The following is a 15513-nucleotide window of genomic DNA, read 5'->3' on the forward strand; positions in this document are numbered from 1 at the left end:
TTCTTTCTCAACGGTGTCACACCTCAATACCACTTTTTATGAGATATGCAACACCCGGTGATTGACAGCTTAGAAAATCGATGAGACAGAATGCAACATCATTTGAGGAGCGCTATATGAGACCCAGCACATTGATCGATCTCCCTGCCAATTCGTATGAGGACATGGACGACGAACTGATCGCCGTCATGATCGAACTTCAAATCGGAACGCAATGCGCCGGGATGGTGACGCCAGATGCGCTCGCCTACGTGCTGGGACCAGAAACCGCCAACCATTTCCCCATCGCCGTGATCATCCAGCGCCTGAAACAGGCTCCGGATATTCTCATCGATCCCGGCGTCGTGCTGTTCGCCGCTGCCGCTGCACCAAGCACTGGCGCGTGCGTGGCGTGGGCCTACACAATCGTGGAAGCGACCCGTCGCCATGGTCCGCTCACTCTCGCGGATTTCACCGGTCTCTTTCCTCACGGCGTTCCATCGCGCACTGGATATCGCGAACATTGGGCGGGCCAGACTTTCTGGGAGCACGACAAGGCGCGCAATATGCTCGATCAGGACATATATTGGAAGAAAGCGGCCTGAGGGTCGGGATCGCCAAGCTGATCCCTGAGGGTATGCTTGGCGATCCGTCGTTCCATGCGGGCGGCGCGAGCCTTGGAAAAGGCTCGTCCATCTTGGCCACGGCCTCGTTCGCCATAGCCATAAGCCACTTTATCACCGGCCCGGTGGACATCGCGGATATGCCCGCGATGGCCGCCATCATAGCCGTGATAGTAGCGGCAGCGATAATGATCGCTGCCCACAACACTTTCCCGTCGGCGATCGAACTCGCTCGGCGGTGCGCTGCGTCCGTAATATTTCCGCACCGGCGTGCGCTTGGTCCGGCTCATGCGTCATCTCCCCAGTCGAGGAGATTACGATTGATCATGGCCTTCTCACCGCGCCGATTGAAACGGCTGACCTGCCGCTTCCAACTGCGCTTGATGGTCTCCCCGCTGGCACCATCCCAACCAAGACCATTACGCCCTTTCGAAAAAGGCTCGCGGATATCGCTGGGGCACCCGCCATCCCGACCCAAACGATTGTTGAAGCGGATCATACGGGGGATGTAGTTGGAACCCTCGCCCCAGAAGGCGATGATTTCCTCTTCGGTCTCCTTCCGCACAGTGTGGGGAAGGCGTCGTGTCGTCTTCGACATTGTTCACTCCTAAGCTAGACTGCCTAGTGGTGATCGTTGACCTTCATAATCGGCCTCCTTCTTTGTTAGCCGCCTTTATACGCACCACTTTTGGTGAAGTCAAAACTTAGCATATGCGGTCTCGGTCATGCGATGCAGAAACTCATCATGGCGATCGAATGATTTTCGGAACTGCTGTTCCAGCGCAAGGAATGGACGCAGGTCAAGTGAACGATGCGTCGTCCCCGTCACGGTGACGGAATCATAGCCGCGCGCTTTGCTCACTTCATCATAGCTGGTGCCCTTGGGTAGATAGCGGATATCCTCCGGTTCGACCACCAGCTTGGCGCTATTTTCCAGAGCATAATGAACAGCAAACGACATTACGAGGGCCTTGAGCTTTTCACTCTCGCCACCAAACACCTTGATGCGCCCATAATCATTTCCGTCGATCGCCACATAGACCATTGCAAGCAGCATGCGATCCGCCCAGATCGTTGCATCCCCCTCCTCGTCCCAAAGGTCTTTGAGCTTACGATCATAGATGATGAAGTCGCCATGCCCGGCCGAATAGAAGAGCCAATCCTTCGGGTTCGTATTGGACAGTGAGGTAGCGCTTGGCTTCGATGCTTTCTTGCTCAAATCCACCGAGGCTAGAATTTCCTGCACTCGTTCCATCGTGATCTCGCCCGCGCGCACCATCTTGGAATAGCGACCGGACGCCAGTGCATCCCGCACGATTTCACGATGCATTTTGCGCGCAGAGTTAAAACCCTCAGGGGTGTAACCACCTGATGGTTTCCCCGGAAACAGGGACGCCCATAGACGGAACAGAGCAGCACCGAACCCAAAGCCCTTATAGGGTTGAGCAACCATCACAAGGACGCAACCCCACTCATCTTGGATCGACGCAACGGCGTGCCCATCCTCGTCGAATACCGCGACGGACTGGTCGTGTGTTGGCACGTTCATAGCCGCGATCTCTTCATCGGAGTGATAGATGATTTTGCCGTCGGCATCGCGTTCCCATGGATTGAAGTCGTCATTGGAGCGCTTGGCGTAACGGAGTTTCTCCTCGTTCATCCGAAAGGTGAATTTCAATCCGCGAATGGTCGTCTGGCGAATGATGCGAGGATAGTCAGTGGCCTTTCTATATTCGCTCAAGCTGGCAACAGTGGTCTGATACGCCGAAGAGGGATGTGACTTTCGATCTTTGTCCGTGACGTCCATGAATTCGCGAAACGTCATCAGCGCGAAATCGATATTTGTCGGGTTCCAACTCGGCAGATCGGCCCCCCAGTTGATCCGTGGGGAGAGCGCCTCGGCAAGCGCGGCTTCTTGTTCCATCTGGCCAGTTTCCAGATAATGTTCCTTGGATGCTCCGCTCAAATGCACGCTCCGGGCATCAGCGTCAATGAACAGGTCCGACACCCGACGTCGGCGACTGATCTCGCGCGCGGTCACAAGGACGTCATGCGGTCTACCTTGAAGAGCCAAGGTAAAGGCGTCCCGTCCCTTTCCGGACGGTGCTCGCCACGCGGTCGAACCATTTTCATGGGTCGCCTCGCCATATCGGCCGCGCACCCATCCATCGGCAATGGCCATGGAAATCACTTCAGGATCGTTCATCAACTCCTCTTCATCACGCTCTTCCCCGTCCCCGTATCCGAGGTCATAAAAAGCAGTGAGACTGTGCGTTCCATCCACTTCAACAAGCAGGTTGTTGCCGGGATGAAACCAAAACCAGTGAAGGGAGCGCCAATGGTTGGCCTCCATGATGATATCGTTGAACCGCATCCCCTATTTATAACTTAAAGTGTAGCAACACTCTGCGACGAAGCGTTAGCAAAAAGAGCATTAAGGCCTTGTAATGTTGGATTCTGGTCCATACACAAGCACCGGATTTGAGCGCAGGGGATTTGAGTGACTACCAAGACGCCAGATAATTTCGCCCATTGGGCAGTGATCGAAAACGACACGCAGCTTTCCCGGCGTTTCGACTTGAGCCTCAAGGTGGTGCGCCGTATGCGCAAGCAAATTGACATACCGAACATTTCCGCCATTACCATGGGAACCGACATTCCGTCCGACTGGGCGCAATTTGCTTTGATCGAAACGAACATCGAACTTCAACGTCGCTACTGCGTCGGGGAAAAGGTCATCACGCGATGGCGCGCCGAAAGCGGCATCAGACGCAAGAGAATTCTGGCACCGCGTCGACAGTCCATTGGGTTGGCCTTCGCTGATCCGGTGGCAGGCGCGGCGTGCCTGTTCTTGCGGACGATCGGTTATTCTCAGGTATATCATCGCGTCATCCATGATCGTAGCATGGCTGGAACCTATATGGTCGGAGACATCGTGATGTCGGAAACTGAATTGATCGATCATGCCCGCTCACGCGGATACACCAATTGACTAAAGGGCACCGCTGGTGCCCTTTTTATTTGACGGCAAGGTGTCGGTCCGATTAACGGTGTAGAGCACATATGTTGGATTATGACTTAGCATAATGCCCAATATGATTGCCTACCGAGATTAGATCATAATCTCTACTGATGTGGTTACGGTTTTGGGTCTCTACTGAACCCAACGAGATAACTCATAAACCTTCCCCCCATTTCATTAGAGAGGTGAGCTATGTCTCGCACAATTCGGCGCGTCCCGGTAGGACGTTCGTCAACCGCAAAGTGGTACCGAAATACGTATCTGCATCATCAGGTCGCACTTTTCCGCGACTATCCATGGAAAGGTAAAGCGATACTCAGCGTGGTCACGGTGGCATATGCCGAGGCCAACCCTGACTATTGGAAAGCCCGCGTCGCCTTTGCAATTCATCACGAAATCTATCGTAACGGATCGTGCCGCAGGCAGAGAATGAATGGCACGCGGCTCAGCAAAAAAATAGACCGGCGGTATCGCCGTCTGCTAGCGAAACGCGATCTGCAATCTCGGATGGGAGATTTCCATTGCGAGGACTAATAAAAAGTAGTATTTGACGACCATATTTGAGAAAGCCGATTTGACATGAATGCATGGTTGCTGCTTGTATTGCTGCCGTCGTTGATCATTGCGATCGTGATGGCCTATCGCCATTGGCCAGAAGTGAGTTGGCTCGAACTTGGCGCTCAGGCATTGATTTGCCTCGCCTTGGTCGGTGGCCTCTATTCGATGAGCCTGTCGGTTCAGACGCAAGATACCGAATTTCTGAACGGCCGCGTCGTCAGCAAGGAACGCGACAGCGTGACCTGTTCGCACACCTATAGCTGCAACTGCCGTTCGGTGACGAGCGGGAGCGGCAAGCACCGTCACACCCGCAGAGCGTGCGACACATGCCGGAAGCATAGCAGTGACTATGACTGGAATGTCGACACGACCGTCGGCCGCCTTACGATCGACCGCGTCAACAGCAGCGGATCGCAGGAACCTGAGCGTTGGTCGGCTGTCCGTATCGGTGAACCGGCCACCGTGACGCATGGCTACACCAACTGGATCAAAGCCGCGCCGCAAAGCCTCTACCATACCAAAATCGGTGAAGTGCATCTCAAAACGCCCGCGCCGGATTATCCGACCACCCATGATTATTATCATGCCGATCGGGTCATCGCCCATGGCGTGTCCGTCCCGGACATCAAGCTGTGGAATTCCGCGCTGGAAGACGTTCTGAGCCGCATCGGCGCGCCGAAACAGGCCAATGCCGTCATCGTGCTGACGAACGAAGGCGATAGTTTTGCCGAGGTTCTGCGCGGGCAGTGGATCGGTGGCAAAAAGAATGACGTCATTGTGGTGATCGGCGTCGATCCCTATCCCAAGATCAAATGGGTACGCGTATTCTCGTGGTCCAAGTTCGATCTGGTCAACGTCTCGATCCGTAGCGACCTGCTCGCTACCAAGATCGCTGACCCCATCATCACCACCCAAATCATCGAGCGCAACGTCATGCAGCATTATCAGCGCCGCTCGATGAAGGAATTCGAATATCTCGCGGGCGACGTATCACCTCCGGGTTGGGCGCTCGTTCTGTTCATGCTGATCGGCGCGGCAGCATCGTTCTTCCTCTCGCGCTATTTCGCAACCAACTGATTTGAATAGGACATTTGACATGAAGAAATTGAACCCCCTGTGGGTCGTGCTGGGCATCGTCTGCCTCATCATCGCCGTGTTCGTCATGGGCTATATCGGCGGCAACAACGCCGGTACCCGCGCCGAAGCCGAAATCGTGGCCAAGCACGAGGACTCCCGCAACGTTCTGGGGCAGTATGCGCCGAAGCTGAAGGAAGCGCTTGGCGTGACCAAACTTCAGGCCAAGGCCGTCGAGGACATCATCACCGGTGCGAACGAGAGCCGCTATGGCACTGATGGCTCCAAGGCCAGCATGCAGTGGATTCAGGAACAGAATCCGTCGCTGGATCAGTCCAACTATGGCAAGATCATCGATCTCATCAGCGCCGGTCGCAACGATTTCTCGGTACGCCAGCAGGCCAAGATCGACGCGATCCGCGCCTACAAGACTCAGATCGGCACCATTCCGGGTGGCTTCTTCATCAAGCTGGCTGGCTACCCGACGCCGGGCTTCATTGACAAATACAGCAAGATCGTCGTCAGCGGCCACGCCAATGACGCCTTCAATACCGGCATCGATGATGGCGTCGACCTGAACGCTATCTAACGCTTGACGGCATGTCATAAAAAGTAGTATAGGCTCCTTCAGCAATGAGGGAGCCTATTTTCATGACTACGGACAACACCGTCGCCAGCACCATCCTCCAGCAGCTTGGTGGCAACCGGTTCATCGCAATGACCGGTGCGCGCGATTTCGTCCGAGGTGAGAATTATCTTCAGTTCAAGCTCAACGGTCGTATGACCGATGATGGCATCAACCTTGTCGTGATCCGGCTTGAAGCCAATGATTATTATATGATCCAATTTTACCGGCAGCGCGGCATCAATCTGACGGAGATCGCGCGAAAGGATTTCCTCTCGCCGCAGATGCTCCGGGATCAGTTTGTCAGCTACACCGGCCTCGACATTCATCTTTGAAGGGAACCGCCATGATTTTCGCTGTCACTTCCGATATCATCGAAGTCTGCAAAGATGAATGCGGCACTCCGATCGAAGGGCTGTCCTATTTCGTGCGGGCCGAAGATGAAAGCGGTCGCCGCTGGGCGCATCGCCAGACCTATCTCAATGGCACCAAACATTTCGACGACGAAGACGGCATCTGGTTCTTCCGTCGTGACGAAGGTGAGGCTGAAGCCAAGGCGCAGCGCGTATGTGACCGGATCACCGCAGCGGTGGCAAATGGCACGTCGCTCGATCTCGAAAATCATTGGGTGGAGATTGATCCCGCCTATGGATCGGCCGCCTATCAGGGCCTCGACGCCGGTTATTATTTCCGCGACCGAGAGATCATGGAGGCTCGCGAGCGCGGTGAGCCCGGAGCGGATGCCGTCAATCTCATGGGAGGTTATTTTGGCTGAGTTTCAGCGTGTAAAGACCGAATATGCTGATGGTCATTATGGCGGCGCGATCTATGGTCAGAAGATCAGGATCGTCATGCGCTCCCCGACTGCCGTCATGTTCATCGGTTATGGTGTTCGGGCGCATCTGCGCAGTGAGCACCTTGGTGTCGCGGACATCATTTCTTTGAGTGGAGAAAGCCGAGTCGACGAATGGAGTGCTCGCGCCATTGAGGCAATCGAGCGGCTGTTCGGAGAGGGAGCGGCCGAAGAAGCGCTCCTCGCTCTGACACGCCGGGGAACCGGAACAGTTCTCGTCGACGGTGGCGGCGCAGCCCTCCCCCTGCCCTATATCGATCAGCGGCTGGCTACCGAAGCTGACTACGAGGCCATCACCCCCACGCATGTCCTCGACGTCACTGTGGCCGCGTGCAAGCAGTGTGGAGCCCCTCTGACGCCAGACGTGACAGCCCGGCACAGTTTAGGCCCCAAGCTTCGGGAGAACCATCCTCGCACGGTGGAGGACTGTCAGCGCCTCACCAACGTGCCCATATACGCGATCCGGGGCTATGCCGTGCGGGATGACCGCGAGAAATGGCCCTACATCGAGAGCTTCTCGACATGGGACGGGACCACCTATGTCGACCCCGATTTCTGCCAGAAGAATTGTGCGATCGACTATGCCCGCCGGGCAGTGCGCGATCTCCCTCTTCTCTCCGCCGATGGCTCCAAGGTTGAGCGCGATCGCCATCGCGGAGAGAGCATCGAGCATTTCGAGCGGGAAACCCGGACCATCCTAGTGGATGGTGTGGAGTTCAAGATATGAAGAAGCCCGCCAATGGCGGGCTTCTCTTATTGGTTGCTGGCCTCGACCACGTTCCTGAGCGCTTCACTGACCGATGGGGCAACCATCCATGAAGTGTCGTGACCAAGGAAAGCCAGTTCCTTGGCGCTGCTCGAACTGACATGCAGATATTGCTGCTGGCAGATCAAATAGGTGACCGGGATATCCGGTGCGGTCTGCTCAACGATCCCGTGGAGCGCAAACTCGTCGTTGAAGTCGCTGATCTGTCGCAGGCCGCGAACGATAGCCGTGGCACCACGATGGCGCGCGCCATCCATGAGGCTGCCTTGAAAAGTCCCGATCGTGATCCGCTCCTTTAGCTCGGCCGGGAAAATTTCGTTCAACGATGCCTCGATCAAACCAACCCGTCGAATTTCACTGAACGTGCCCTTCTTCTTCGGATTCCGGCCGATCGCGATGTGGACATAATCGAACACCTTGAGCGCCTTGCGGACGACATCAAGGTGGCCGAGTGTGATGGGGTCGAAAGAACCAGCGTAGAAGCCGATGGTCTTTCTGCTATCAAGTGGTGTGCTCATGGGCAGACTTTACCGACATACCCATGAGCGTTTCAATATTCGGTTATGCGGCATCCCGCTGTGCCGCCCGTAGAGCGTCGATCTGACGCCCCACGAGAGTCTTCATCACGCGATCGATTTTTTCCGCCTGTCCCGCATCCCATTCATCATTGAAAAACATTTTCTGAAGAAAATGGGACGCCTCGGAAATGGGCTCTGCATATTGGATAAGCCTTGCGGTATCTTGCCATTCATACCCGTGAAGTATTTGTGGCGCAATTTCCATGGCGATCACGGCAGCAGCACGCGGCAATCCCTGCTTGGCAGCTTCAATCCACGTATTGGGGTAACGCTTGAAGTCATCGGTCGTCCGGCGCTTACCCATCTTCGTCTTCAGATAACCGTTGAGCGATTGATAAAGCAGCTTCAGGAACCGCTTGTAGACTGTCTGCATTTCGGCTGGATTGAGGCCAGTTTCGGCATAATATCCCTCTAGGGCATTATAGACGAGTTCACGGTAGTGATCGACCGTGCGGTTGCCACCATAACCCTGCGCTACATCCTGAAGCGCAACTTCAATGTCATAGTCGGTCACGCCATATCTGCGGTGCCGTTCTAGGTCCTGAATGATCTCTGATGCGGCCTCGGCGGCGAAGCTCTCAATCTCGCCTGCTGAGCCTTTGTATCGTAGATAATGCACCGTATCCTTGCGGGGGTACCGTCGGTTCCCGCGTTTGCCGCCCCCAACGGTCGTATATCCATAATCAGAGGCTTTTTCGTTGTGACCACCAGCCAGATGCTGAACGAAATGAACATATTCGTGAACAAACACCGGCGTGATAACGTCTACCAGCGCGTCAGCATCCTCGGCGTCACCCATGATCGCCAACTGGATCATCGACATCGCGGCGTAGAACACCCGATCGCTCTCTACGAACACTCTGATCCTCGACGTCGCTGACATGAAATAACCGCCGGAGTGCTTGTATTCGTCGTTGGAATACTCGCGTGCGCTTACAAACACGCTGACGTCAGAGGGGTAGATGACACGACCATCGATCTCAACTTTATTTCCAAAGCGCGCCTGCAACCCTTCACGGGCGACATGGCGCAATGCCTCAGATGCATAGTTGAGCGTTACCTTGACGAACCGCTCGCGATCTGCCTGTTTGGCCTGATAGAATGCATCATATTTGTCATGGACATCACGGCCGGTATCAGGGAACTCGTCCCATTGCCGGAGCAGATACTCGTTCAACCGAGTATGGAGGGCGGCGCGTGCCGCCCTGAAGATGTTTGCGGTGCCGACGGCTTCCATGATGTCTTGATAGCGCATAGGCTATTTATGTCAAAACAGCAGTAATCCTCGTGAGGAAGCTGCTGCCGGGGGTCTGGGCGCGATTCACCGCCCCGATGCTGATCCCCAGAACGGACAGGGGCTGCGACTTCATGATGAGTTCGGCGGTGACGACAGCGTCCCGGCCGCGCAGGTCAACATTCACATGGAGGCCCGTGGCATCGAACGACAGGCTGATGGCCGAACCCTTGCCCTCCATAACGGCGCTGAGACGGTCCGTCAGCAGCATCACGATGTCATTGAGGATGGAGAGGCCAGTGATCCCATTGAGGGGCTGAGCGGCCGTCTCCGCCGACAGAAGGGCAATGTTCGTCATCAAATCGTTCCTAGCAATAATGCGGCCGGGCAGTCTTCTCGACCACACCGCTGCGGACTTTGAAATAGCTCTGTTCGTAGCCGCGCGAGGAGCCCGGCTCGGGGTTCCGATTACGGCACCAGTTTTCCAGAAGCAATTTCATTCGCGCGGCGCGCGCCCGGCTGACGTAGAAAACGCGAACCGGCGTGACGTCGTTGTAATACCAGCCGCCCTCTTCCGGGCCACCGTAGCAGCGTTCTTGGCTCACCACGGTCATGGCGACGACGCCGAGCAGGCGAACCGGCTTCACCTTGCGCACGTCGAATTCGACATCGGTGGTGGGCTCGTCATGATCGAGGAAACGTTCGGCCAGAAGGTCGGCCATGAATTCCTTGATATCGGGACCGCCATGGCAGCTTTCGTCCTCGAAGGCGCGGGTGTCGACGAGCGTGTTACGGACTTTTTCGCCCTTGATGCGAACGTTGAATGCCATGTGCGTCATGAGAACCTCCTGCTGTTGAAACCGCTCTACTACTTTTTATGAGGTCGGTCAATTGGCTTGAAGTATTCATTCGTGATAAATATTCTATGCGTAGGTGGATCGATATTACGGAAGGATCGGGCGAACCGATGACCATCAAACTCAGAGGTTTTGGCGCAGGCCCAAGGGAAACTCCGGCTGACCGCTTCCTCGCAGCGTTCAAGACCGTTGGTAAGCCCAGCCCGTTCAACCCCCGCCAGACCGTCCTCGATGGCGCTAAGGTCGAACTATCGAAAGACCTCAACGCATCCAATGCCATCCACATCACCGATATCGCCTCTTTCAAAAGCGGGGGCGGCAAGGCGGCCCTACACTTCATCTGCGATCTGGCCGATACGCATGGGGTCTCCCTTCAGCTTGTTGCCAAAGGCTATGCCCACACTTCAACAGAAGCACTGGTGATCTGGTATATCTGTTCGGGCTTCCACCTCGAATATGATTTCGCCGATTTCGATGAGGGCGTTTCTCTCGTTCGTCATCCCCTCGCGAGCGGCTTCACTCTTCCCGAGTTCAAAGGCGAGCGCACCCCTGAAATGGATCGCGCCTGCTTCAATGGCCGCCTGAATGCCCTCAATCATAGCGGATCGATTGGAGATATGGCCGAAGCATTCCACAATGTTCCGCCCAAGCAACTATTCGCGATATCCCGAAATCTCTACGGTTTCTTCGCCGCCTATGGGTAATCTACCTACGTAAATTTACCGTTACAAAGGTCGTTAGTTTTACGAAACGAGTTTTCAAGCCTTTCCCTGTCCTGTGGATTATTGTAATCGCCCGACAACATTTGGTCTGGGGGGCGTTTGTTTTGTCGGATGATAGCGAAAGTAATAGGCTACTGAGCCCCCGCGAAACAGCCATCATGCAGCTTACCGCTCAGGGACTTTCCGCTAAGGAAATCGCGATCGAACTCGATATCGCCAACCGCACGGTCGAGCGTCACATAGACAATGTTCGGACCAAGCTGAAGGCGCGCAACCGCACACACGCAATCGCTCTCTGCATGGACATGGGCCTGATACGCCTGAAGTGAAAGCGGGGCAGGAGAATGATCCCCTACCCCGCCCGGCTCTAATGTGGGCTTTCCCACCGTCACTCATCACCCTTTCGCGCTTCTACGGGTCTCCCCTCCACGATCCCCTACGGGATAGAGATGGCCTGCCAGTTCAAAAGCTTCACGGCCGGGATGGCAGGTCTTCATCCCGGCGGATAGTTCGTAACCTTTCAGTTCCGAACCGATCTAAATCCTAATAAGGGTTGGCCTATCGGAAGTGCAAATTAATTCGCGAACTTGCCCTGACGCAACGCATAGACGCTATTACCAAGGTTGACGATCGGGCCAAGCTTCAGTGCGTTTTTGCTGCGCTTACGGCCCACATTCTGAAGCTCAACCAGCGCCCACGCGGTGGTATTGCGCAGATTAGCAGATTCAAACTTTTCCGCGACGTGTGCCTGAATGTCCTCACTACGGCTCGGGCCATTCAGCGAAAGATAATCCAGAACCGCATCGTGAAGATCGATCGACTTCATCTTCGTCTTCGGCAGCGACTTGGGGCCGGGCTTCTGACGCACGGTCGGCGCTGCGACGGTCGCAATGGCTTCGTCTGAAGAAAAACGAATGGTGCGTTCAACACCATCGACGAGGACGGTGATTGCCGCGATCTGGGCAGCCGGGTTAACGAAATCAATTGCCTGCGAGATATTCATAAATTGCTCCATCAAATGTGTTCATTGAGTAAGATTGAGTTACCAAATGAGTTTTTTGAGATGCAATTTAAAAACGCATATATTTTTGAGTTAATCATAGGCACCAGAATTGTAGTGCCCTCATCAGTCAGTTTGAGTGAACCGTTGGCGGTGTTGTTATCGTAGGCACCCATTTCATGGGCACCCTCACCGCCAGACGCACGAGCGAATTGCATACGGCCGTTGTCATAGGCACCCATTAAATGGGTATCCTCGCGATGGCGATCGGCACCTGTCAGATAATTGAAGTTGTCGTAGACACCCCTTTTGAGGGTACCCCTCATCGATGCACGACCTTAGGCGGACGCTGGTGACATTGTCGTAGGCACCCCTTTTGAGGGTGCCCTCATCTGATGAGCGGATCATTGAGGAAGTGGCAAAGTTGTCGTAGGAACCCATTTCATGGGCACCCTCACCCCTCACCGGGTTCAGTAATCGGGATGCAAGGTTGTCGTAGGCACCCATTTCATGGGCACCCTCACCCGCGACCGGTGCGGTCACGGTCAACAAGGTGTTGTCGTAGGCACCCATTTCATGGGCACCCTCACCCCTCGACAGGACGAACCCGGCGCGACGCAGTTGTCGTAGGCACCCATTTCATGGGCACCCTCACCTGATCCGATATTAACAGTTTGAAAGAGCGAAAGAAAATCCCGGCTTCACGGATTGAAAAACACCGCAAACATCATCGCAGATTGAATGTTCACGTATTTTTCTGCACAGATCAGCCGTGCGCCGGTCATTTCCAATATGGGCGCAACAATCTGTTCGGCGAGGATATTCCCGTATGCGGTTTTATCTCGACCGCCAAGATTGAATGTAACCGCTACAGCCCATTTTTCCATGGTACAATAACGGATGAACGAACTGACCTCGGCCAAAGCCGCGTGGCTTGGCTGGCGGCAATAGTCGAGGAACGCGAAATCGAATTTGCCGAACCTGAAAGGACTTGGTCGGCAAATGCGTGTCGGATGCATCGAGATATTTTCGACGATTTCGACTTCAATTGCGACCGGCTTTACGCGTCGAGTGCTAATCCCTGCATCAAGCATCCCCATCGTGACGACATTGGCGACGCTATTTTTACAATAGCGATCTACCACTGGCTTGCCGCCCTTACTCTCCGTGAGGGTATTTTCCCGAACGGTTCGCTCCTTGTCGCAAATCCCTATGATCTCCTCGATGCCGTCGAGATGCGCGCGAAAATGGATCGCACATAAGCCTTCGCGGTCTGGAAGGGTTAGTATCCTTGGAACGGTCGACAGATAATTCCCAACGATATCGGAAATTTGTGCGCGGACATCTTGCTTGATATCAGAAGTAAACACGCGCTTGCTGCCGCTAGCCTTCTTTTCCGCTGCCCGTTTACGCAACCCGATAGGGGTTGCGTATCGGATCGATTGCCCGCGTGCCATTAGAGAAGCTCTTTCGCGTTGAATATATTCTCTTCCGGCGACATCGGGGGGATGCACCACACCGGCGCAATTTCATAGCCGAGTTTCTGCGCCAGAGATGGCGAATAGGGGCTTTCATATCGGCCAATCATTGCTCGCCGATCGCATTCGGCGAAATCATCCATATCGGCCGGGACCGTGCGCAACAGTCGATTTCCGGCGACGATACCGAATTTCGGATTCTCGCTGTCGACGACCTCGACCTCCAGTTCCAGAATTTCTCCGTGACCCGAGCCTCGCCATGCTCCGATGAAGCCCGCAGCATTGAGGATGTTCTCTACTTCGTCAGGATTGCCCCGCGCAAGGAAATGAAGTTCCGGCGTATGGACGACGCGGCCGACCGTCCCGAAGCTGTAGTCGATCCCCTTCGAGTCATTGCGCTTTTTGGGGAGCCCGATGTTCCCCAAATTCCCGTTGAAACTGAGCGCCTTGCTCTTCCTGACCGGTGAATGATCTACCCGGCGTATGAGATCGGTGTTCACGGCAAGGCGGCTTGTCGAACGGTTGCGGACAACGCTGCCGACAAATGAACCACTCTTGGTAAGGGCATCCGACGCCATCGGAATACCCTTATACCGATCGATCATCGACACCTTTGCCGCTTCCGGACCTGACATCCCGCGCTGGAACAGAATTCCGCCAAGGATGGCATCCAGCGACATATTATGCGTGGCAGCGAGCGGCGCACCCAGACGAACGCAGAGATGAAAATTCTCGAACATGCTGATCACTCCTTCAAATTCACTTCGTCAAATATGAGTGGATTGATAATTCAGCGCTTGAGGTTTGACAATAGGGAGTATAAAAATTTGCTGCGGCACTTTTTTCGGTTGATCATTCCCAAAAGGGTCGTTAGCAGAGCAGACATTCGATACGACGATTTGAACAATCGATTTGATAAAGGAAATTGAAATGACGAGTGCGCTCGCGTTCTGCAATCAGCATTCCCGTCTCCGTTATACGGCGGAAGTATCCTCGAAGACTGCGCTTTGTCCGTGCTGCGGCAACGTGGACAATGTTGCGCTGATCAACGACCTGTCCAAACCGAACCAGCCCGGTTACTGTGCGACCTGTTTCCCGTTTGCCAGCGAATATGCCGTCGACGCGACCGGACCGAGCCGCGTCCGGATGCTGGGTGGGACATTCCTCCTCATCACCGAAGCCTTCACCCATATTTGGACGACCCAATATCGGGCTGAAGCGTTTCCCATGATCGAACCCGAACATTTCGTTGAAGTGAGCAAGGGTGCCGGTCTTCAGAAACACGTCTTGCGCGATCTCACGACGATGGACTTGCCCACCCCGTTTGTTTTCGTCGGCTTTTCGAAATCGCGTCCTTCGGCGGAAAAAATGGTCCTCAACATCGACCCAAACTATTTCTACTCCAGCAACGCGCCCTTCATGGATGCGATCGAAAACGCTCTTCACGATCGTTTCTCGCTCAAGAAAATCCGGTCGGTGTTGCGGGGGGCCAATGATGTCGGCGCACGCGCCGAGGAAGTCCTCACGCTGGCAAAGAACTTCAATTCGGACAGTGCGGAAATCGAGGCGTTGAGGCACAAACTCGGCAACGACATCGTCCACGAAACGACGTTGCTCGGCCTCTCCGAGAAGTTCTGGCTCCGTAACATCATTTAAGGATCGTCGCGATGCAACGCATTCCGTGCTCTAACGATCGCTATGAGGCGCATCGTGATCTGGAGGCAATCCTGCACTCCGACGAAGGCCGCAACTACATCTGGTGTCATCTCGGCACCGAAGCGATCATTCGTTTTCGTGATGAGCAGTTCGAGCTTCCCCATGTCGGCGAGAACATCGAATTCCAGATCGATACTATCCCAATGCGGACGCGCGGTGCCCGCCCCGGTCGGGATCGCCAGCGCCTGTATCTGACCGACAAGGCAGAGCAACAGGTGTGGATTCGCCGCACGCTGCTCGATCATGCGGGACTGGCGGTCGAGAACGTTCGGATCACGTCTCTCGACACCCATGTGAAGGATTTCTTCAAGCCCGGCTATCGGTTCAAGGGGACTGCCTTCGTCGTTCTCCCTGACCGCCTTGAAAACGCGCTACAGCATGGCGTGGGTGACTCCAAAGCCTACGGCTATGGAATGCTGATCATTTAA

The 15513-nt window shown here is 54.9% G+C and carries 22 protein-coding genes; 11 read left to right on the top strand and 11 right to left on the bottom strand.

Annotated features, from left to right (window positions below):
- Positions 1-164 precede the first annotated feature (164 nt).
- Positions 165-584 carry a hypothetical protein gene (locus AC0KVN_RS02650; protein WP_483655589.1) on the top strand — a complete coding sequence of 140 codons (420 nt, stop codon included), beginning with the start codon at positions 165-167 and terminating at the stop codon, positions 582-584.
- Here AC0KVN_RS02650 and AC0KVN_RS02655 read toward each other — a convergent pair.
- The 3 genes from AC0KVN_RS02655 to AC0KVN_RS02665 form a co-directional block, all read right to left on the bottom strand.
- A complete protein-coding gene (locus AC0KVN_RS02655) occupies positions 554-892 on the bottom strand; it encodes a hypothetical protein (protein ID WP_483655590.1) in 339 nt (112 codons plus the stop codon). The two genes, AC0KVN_RS02650 and AC0KVN_RS02655, sit on opposite strands and share 31 nt — an antisense overlap.
- Positions 889-1200 carry a hypothetical protein gene (locus AC0KVN_RS02660; RefSeq protein ID WP_483655591.1) on the bottom strand — a complete coding sequence of 104 codons (312 nt, stop codon included), beginning with the start codon at positions 1198-1200 and terminating at the stop codon, positions 889-891. The genes AC0KVN_RS02655 and AC0KVN_RS02660 overlap by 4 nt, the downstream gene beginning before the upstream one ends.
- A 99-nt stretch (positions 1201-1299) precedes the next feature.
- Entirely contained in the window at positions 1300-2955 is a 1656-nt protein-coding gene (locus tag AC0KVN_RS02665) for a hypothetical protein (RefSeq protein WP_483655592.1), read from the bottom strand.
- 147 nt (positions 2956-3102) lie between these two features.
- Between AC0KVN_RS02665 and AC0KVN_RS02670 the strand changes: the two genes are divergently transcribed.
- The 6 genes from AC0KVN_RS02670 to AC0KVN_RS02695 all read left to right on the top strand — a co-directional run bounded on the left by AC0KVN_RS02670 (position 3103) and on the right by AC0KVN_RS02695 (position 7461).
- Positions 3103-3594, top strand: a complete 492-nt coding sequence (locus AC0KVN_RS02670; protein WP_483655593.1) for a hypothetical protein — start codon at positions 3103-3105, stop codon at positions 3592-3594.
- Between the two features lie 609 nt (positions 3595-4203).
- Positions 4204-5259, top strand: coding sequence for a hypothetical protein (locus tag AC0KVN_RS02675; RefSeq protein WP_483655594.1), 1056 nt, complete (start codon positions 4204-4206; stop codon positions 5257-5259).
- A gap of 19 nt (positions 5260-5278) precedes the next feature.
- The gene (locus tag AC0KVN_RS02680) at positions 5279-5845 is read left to right on the top strand and encodes a hypothetical protein (RefSeq protein ID WP_483655595.1); all 567 of its coding nucleotides are present in this window, start codon (positions 5279-5281) and stop codon (positions 5843-5845) included.
- Between the two features lie 62 nt (positions 5846-5907).
- Positions 5908-6216: a hypothetical protein gene (locus AC0KVN_RS02685; RefSeq protein WP_483655596.1), complete on the top strand. Its 309-nt coding sequence runs from the start codon at positions 5908-5910 to the stop codon at positions 6214-6216.
- Positions 6217-6227: 11 nt separating this feature from the next.
- Positions 6228-6656, top strand: a complete 429-nt coding sequence (locus AC0KVN_RS02690) for a hypothetical protein (RefSeq protein ID WP_483655597.1) — start codon at positions 6228-6230, stop codon at positions 6654-6656.
- Positions 6649-7461 (top strand): hypothetical protein, encoded by an 813-nt coding sequence (locus AC0KVN_RS02695; RefSeq protein WP_483655598.1) that lies wholly within the window; start codon positions 6649-6651, stop codon positions 7459-7461. The genes AC0KVN_RS02690 and AC0KVN_RS02695 overlap by 8 nt, the downstream gene beginning before the upstream one ends.
- A gap of 26 nt (positions 7462-7487) precedes the next feature.
- Here the strand turns inward: AC0KVN_RS02695 and coaD are convergent, their stop codons facing one another.
- From coaD to AC0KVN_RS02715, 4 genes are read right to left on the bottom strand one after another with little or no spacing between them, the layout of a single operon-like run.
- The gene (gene coaD / locus AC0KVN_RS02700; RefSeq protein ID WP_483655599.1) at positions 7488-8018 is read right to left on the bottom strand and encodes a pantetheine-phosphate adenylyltransferase; all 531 of its coding nucleotides are present in this window, start codon (positions 8016-8018) and stop codon (positions 7488-7490) included.
- Positions 8019-8061: 43 nt separating this feature from the next.
- The gene (locus AC0KVN_RS02705; protein ID WP_483655600.1) at positions 8062-9333 is read right to left on the bottom strand and encodes a hypothetical protein; all 1272 of its coding nucleotides are present in this window, start codon (positions 9331-9333) and stop codon (positions 8062-8064) included.
- Between the two features lie 7 nt (positions 9334-9340).
- Positions 9341-9670 carry a hypothetical protein gene (locus AC0KVN_RS02710; protein WP_483655601.1) on the bottom strand — a complete coding sequence of 110 codons (330 nt, stop codon included), beginning with the start codon at positions 9668-9670 and terminating at the stop codon, positions 9341-9343.
- Positions 9671-9680: 10 nt separating this feature from the next.
- Entirely contained in the window at positions 9681-10151 is a 471-nt protein-coding gene (locus AC0KVN_RS02715) for a hypothetical protein (RefSeq protein ID WP_483655602.1), read from the bottom strand.
- 128 nt (positions 10152-10279) lie between these two features.
- Between AC0KVN_RS02715 and AC0KVN_RS02720 the strand changes: the two genes are divergently transcribed.
- On the top strand, positions 10280-10873 hold the full coding sequence (locus AC0KVN_RS02720) for a hypothetical protein (RefSeq protein ID WP_483655603.1): 594 nt from the start codon (positions 10280-10282) through the stop codon (positions 10871-10873).
- 122 nt (positions 10874-10995) lie between these two features.
- Complete coding sequence (locus tag AC0KVN_RS02725; protein ID WP_483655604.1) at positions 10996-11220, top strand: response regulator transcription factor; 225 nt, start codon at positions 10996-10998, stop codon at positions 11218-11220.
- Between the two features lie 245 nt (positions 11221-11465).
- Here the strand turns inward: AC0KVN_RS02725 and AC0KVN_RS02730 are convergent, their stop codons facing one another.
- The 4 genes from AC0KVN_RS02730 to AC0KVN_RS02745 form a co-directional block, all read right to left on the bottom strand.
- Entirely contained in the window at positions 11466-11894 is a 429-nt protein-coding gene (locus tag AC0KVN_RS02730; protein WP_483655605.1) for a hypothetical protein, read from the bottom strand.
- 11 nt (positions 11895-11905) lie between these two features.
- Positions 11906-12217, bottom strand: coding sequence for a hypothetical protein (locus tag AC0KVN_RS02735; RefSeq protein ID WP_483655606.1), 312 nt, complete (start codon positions 12215-12217; stop codon positions 11906-11908).
- A gap of 375 nt (positions 12218-12592) precedes the next feature.
- On the bottom strand, positions 12593-13348 hold the full coding sequence (locus tag AC0KVN_RS02740) for a hypothetical protein (RefSeq protein ID WP_483655607.1): 756 nt from the start codon (positions 13346-13348) through the stop codon (positions 12593-12595).
- A complete protein-coding gene (locus AC0KVN_RS02745; RefSeq protein WP_483655608.1) occupies positions 13348-14109 on the bottom strand; it encodes a hypothetical protein in 762 nt (253 codons plus the stop codon). The genes AC0KVN_RS02740 and AC0KVN_RS02745 overlap by 1 nt, the downstream gene beginning before the upstream one ends.
- 190 nt (positions 14110-14299) lie before the next feature.
- Here AC0KVN_RS02745 and AC0KVN_RS02750 point away from each other — a divergent pair, with 190 nt between their 5' ends.
- Positions 14300-15025, top strand: a complete 726-nt coding sequence (locus AC0KVN_RS02750; RefSeq protein ID WP_483655609.1) for a hypothetical protein — start codon at positions 14300-14302, stop codon at positions 15023-15025.
- Positions 15026-15036: 11 nt separating this feature from the next.
- Positions 15037-15513, top strand: coding sequence for a type I-E CRISPR-associated protein Cas6/Cse3/CasE (locus tag AC0KVN_RS02755; RefSeq protein ID WP_483655610.1), 477 nt, complete (start codon positions 15037-15039; stop codon positions 15511-15513).

Source organism: Sphingobium sp. SG1 (assembly GCF_057063145.1).

What these genes read in the sequence shown, in the direction of transcription:
- AC0KVN_RS02680 (WP_483655595.1), top strand. Translation starts at nt 5,279, where the DNA reads ATGAAGAAATTGAACCCCCTGTGGGTCGTGCTGGGCATCGTCTGCCTC.
- AC0KVN_RS02705 (WP_483655600.1), bottom strand. Translation starts at nt 9,333, where the DNA reads ATGCGCTATCAAGACATCATGGAAGCCGTCGGCACCGCAAACATCTTC.
- AC0KVN_RS02730 (WP_483655605.1), bottom strand. Translation starts at nt 11,894, where the DNA reads ATGAATATCTCGCAGGCAATTGATTTCGTTAACCCGGCTGCCCAGATC.
- coaD (WP_483655599.1), bottom strand. Translation starts at nt 8,018, where the DNA reads ATGAGCACACCACTTGATAGCAGAAAGACCATCGGCTTCTACGCTGGT.
- AC0KVN_RS02660 (WP_483655591.1), bottom strand. Translation starts at nt 1,200, where the DNA reads ATGTCGAAGACGACACGACGCCTTCCCCACACTGTGCGGAAGGAGACC.
- AC0KVN_RS02685 (WP_483655596.1), top strand. Translation starts at nt 5,908, where the DNA reads ATGACTACGGACAACACCGTCGCCAGCACCATCCTCCAGCAGCTTGGT.
- AC0KVN_RS02745 (WP_483655608.1), bottom strand. Translation starts at nt 14,109, where the DNA reads ATGTTCGAGAATTTTCATCTCTGCGTTCGTCTGGGTGCGCCGCTCGCT.
- AC0KVN_RS02755 (WP_483655610.1), top strand. Translation starts at nt 15,037, where the DNA reads ATGCAACGCATTCCGTGCTCTAACGATCGCTATGAGGCGCATCGTGAT.
- AC0KVN_RS02740 (WP_483655607.1), bottom strand. Translation starts at nt 13,348, where the DNA reads ATGGCACGCGGGCAATCGATCCGATACGCAACCCCTATCGGGTTGCGT.
- AC0KVN_RS02655 (WP_483655590.1), bottom strand. Translation starts at nt 892, where the DNA reads ATGAGCCGGACCAAGCGCACGCCGGTGCGGAAATATTACGGACGCAGC.
- AC0KVN_RS02690 (WP_483655597.1), top strand. Translation starts at nt 6,228, where the DNA reads ATGATTTTCGCTGTCACTTCCGATATCATCGAAGTCTGCAAAGATGAA.
- AC0KVN_RS02750 (WP_483655609.1), top strand. Translation starts at nt 14,300, where the DNA reads ATGACGAGTGCGCTCGCGTTCTGCAATCAGCATTCCCGTCTCCGTTAT.
- AC0KVN_RS02735 (WP_483655606.1), bottom strand. Translation starts at nt 12,217, where the DNA reads ATGAGGGGTACCCTCAAAAGGGGTGTCTACGACAACTTCAATTATCTG.
- AC0KVN_RS02675 (WP_483655594.1), top strand. Translation starts at nt 4,204, where the DNA reads ATGAATGCATGGTTGCTGCTTGTATTGCTGCCGTCGTTGATCATTGCG.
- AC0KVN_RS02720 (WP_483655603.1), top strand. Translation starts at nt 10,280, where the DNA reads ATGACCATCAAACTCAGAGGTTTTGGCGCAGGCCCAAGGGAAACTCCG.
- AC0KVN_RS02710 (WP_483655601.1), bottom strand. Translation starts at nt 9,670, where the DNA reads ATGACGAACATTGCCCTTCTGTCGGCGGAGACGGCCGCTCAGCCCCTC.
- AC0KVN_RS02665 (WP_483655592.1), bottom strand. Translation starts at nt 2,955, where the DNA reads ATGGAGGCCAACCATTGGCGCTCCCTTCACTGGTTTTGGTTTCATCCC.
- AC0KVN_RS02715 (WP_483655602.1), bottom strand. Translation starts at nt 10,151, where the DNA reads ATGACGCACATGGCATTCAACGTTCGCATCAAGGGCGAAAAAGTCCGT.
- AC0KVN_RS02650 (WP_483655589.1), top strand. Translation starts at nt 165, where the DNA reads ATGGACGACGAACTGATCGCCGTCATGATCGAACTTCAAATCGGAACG.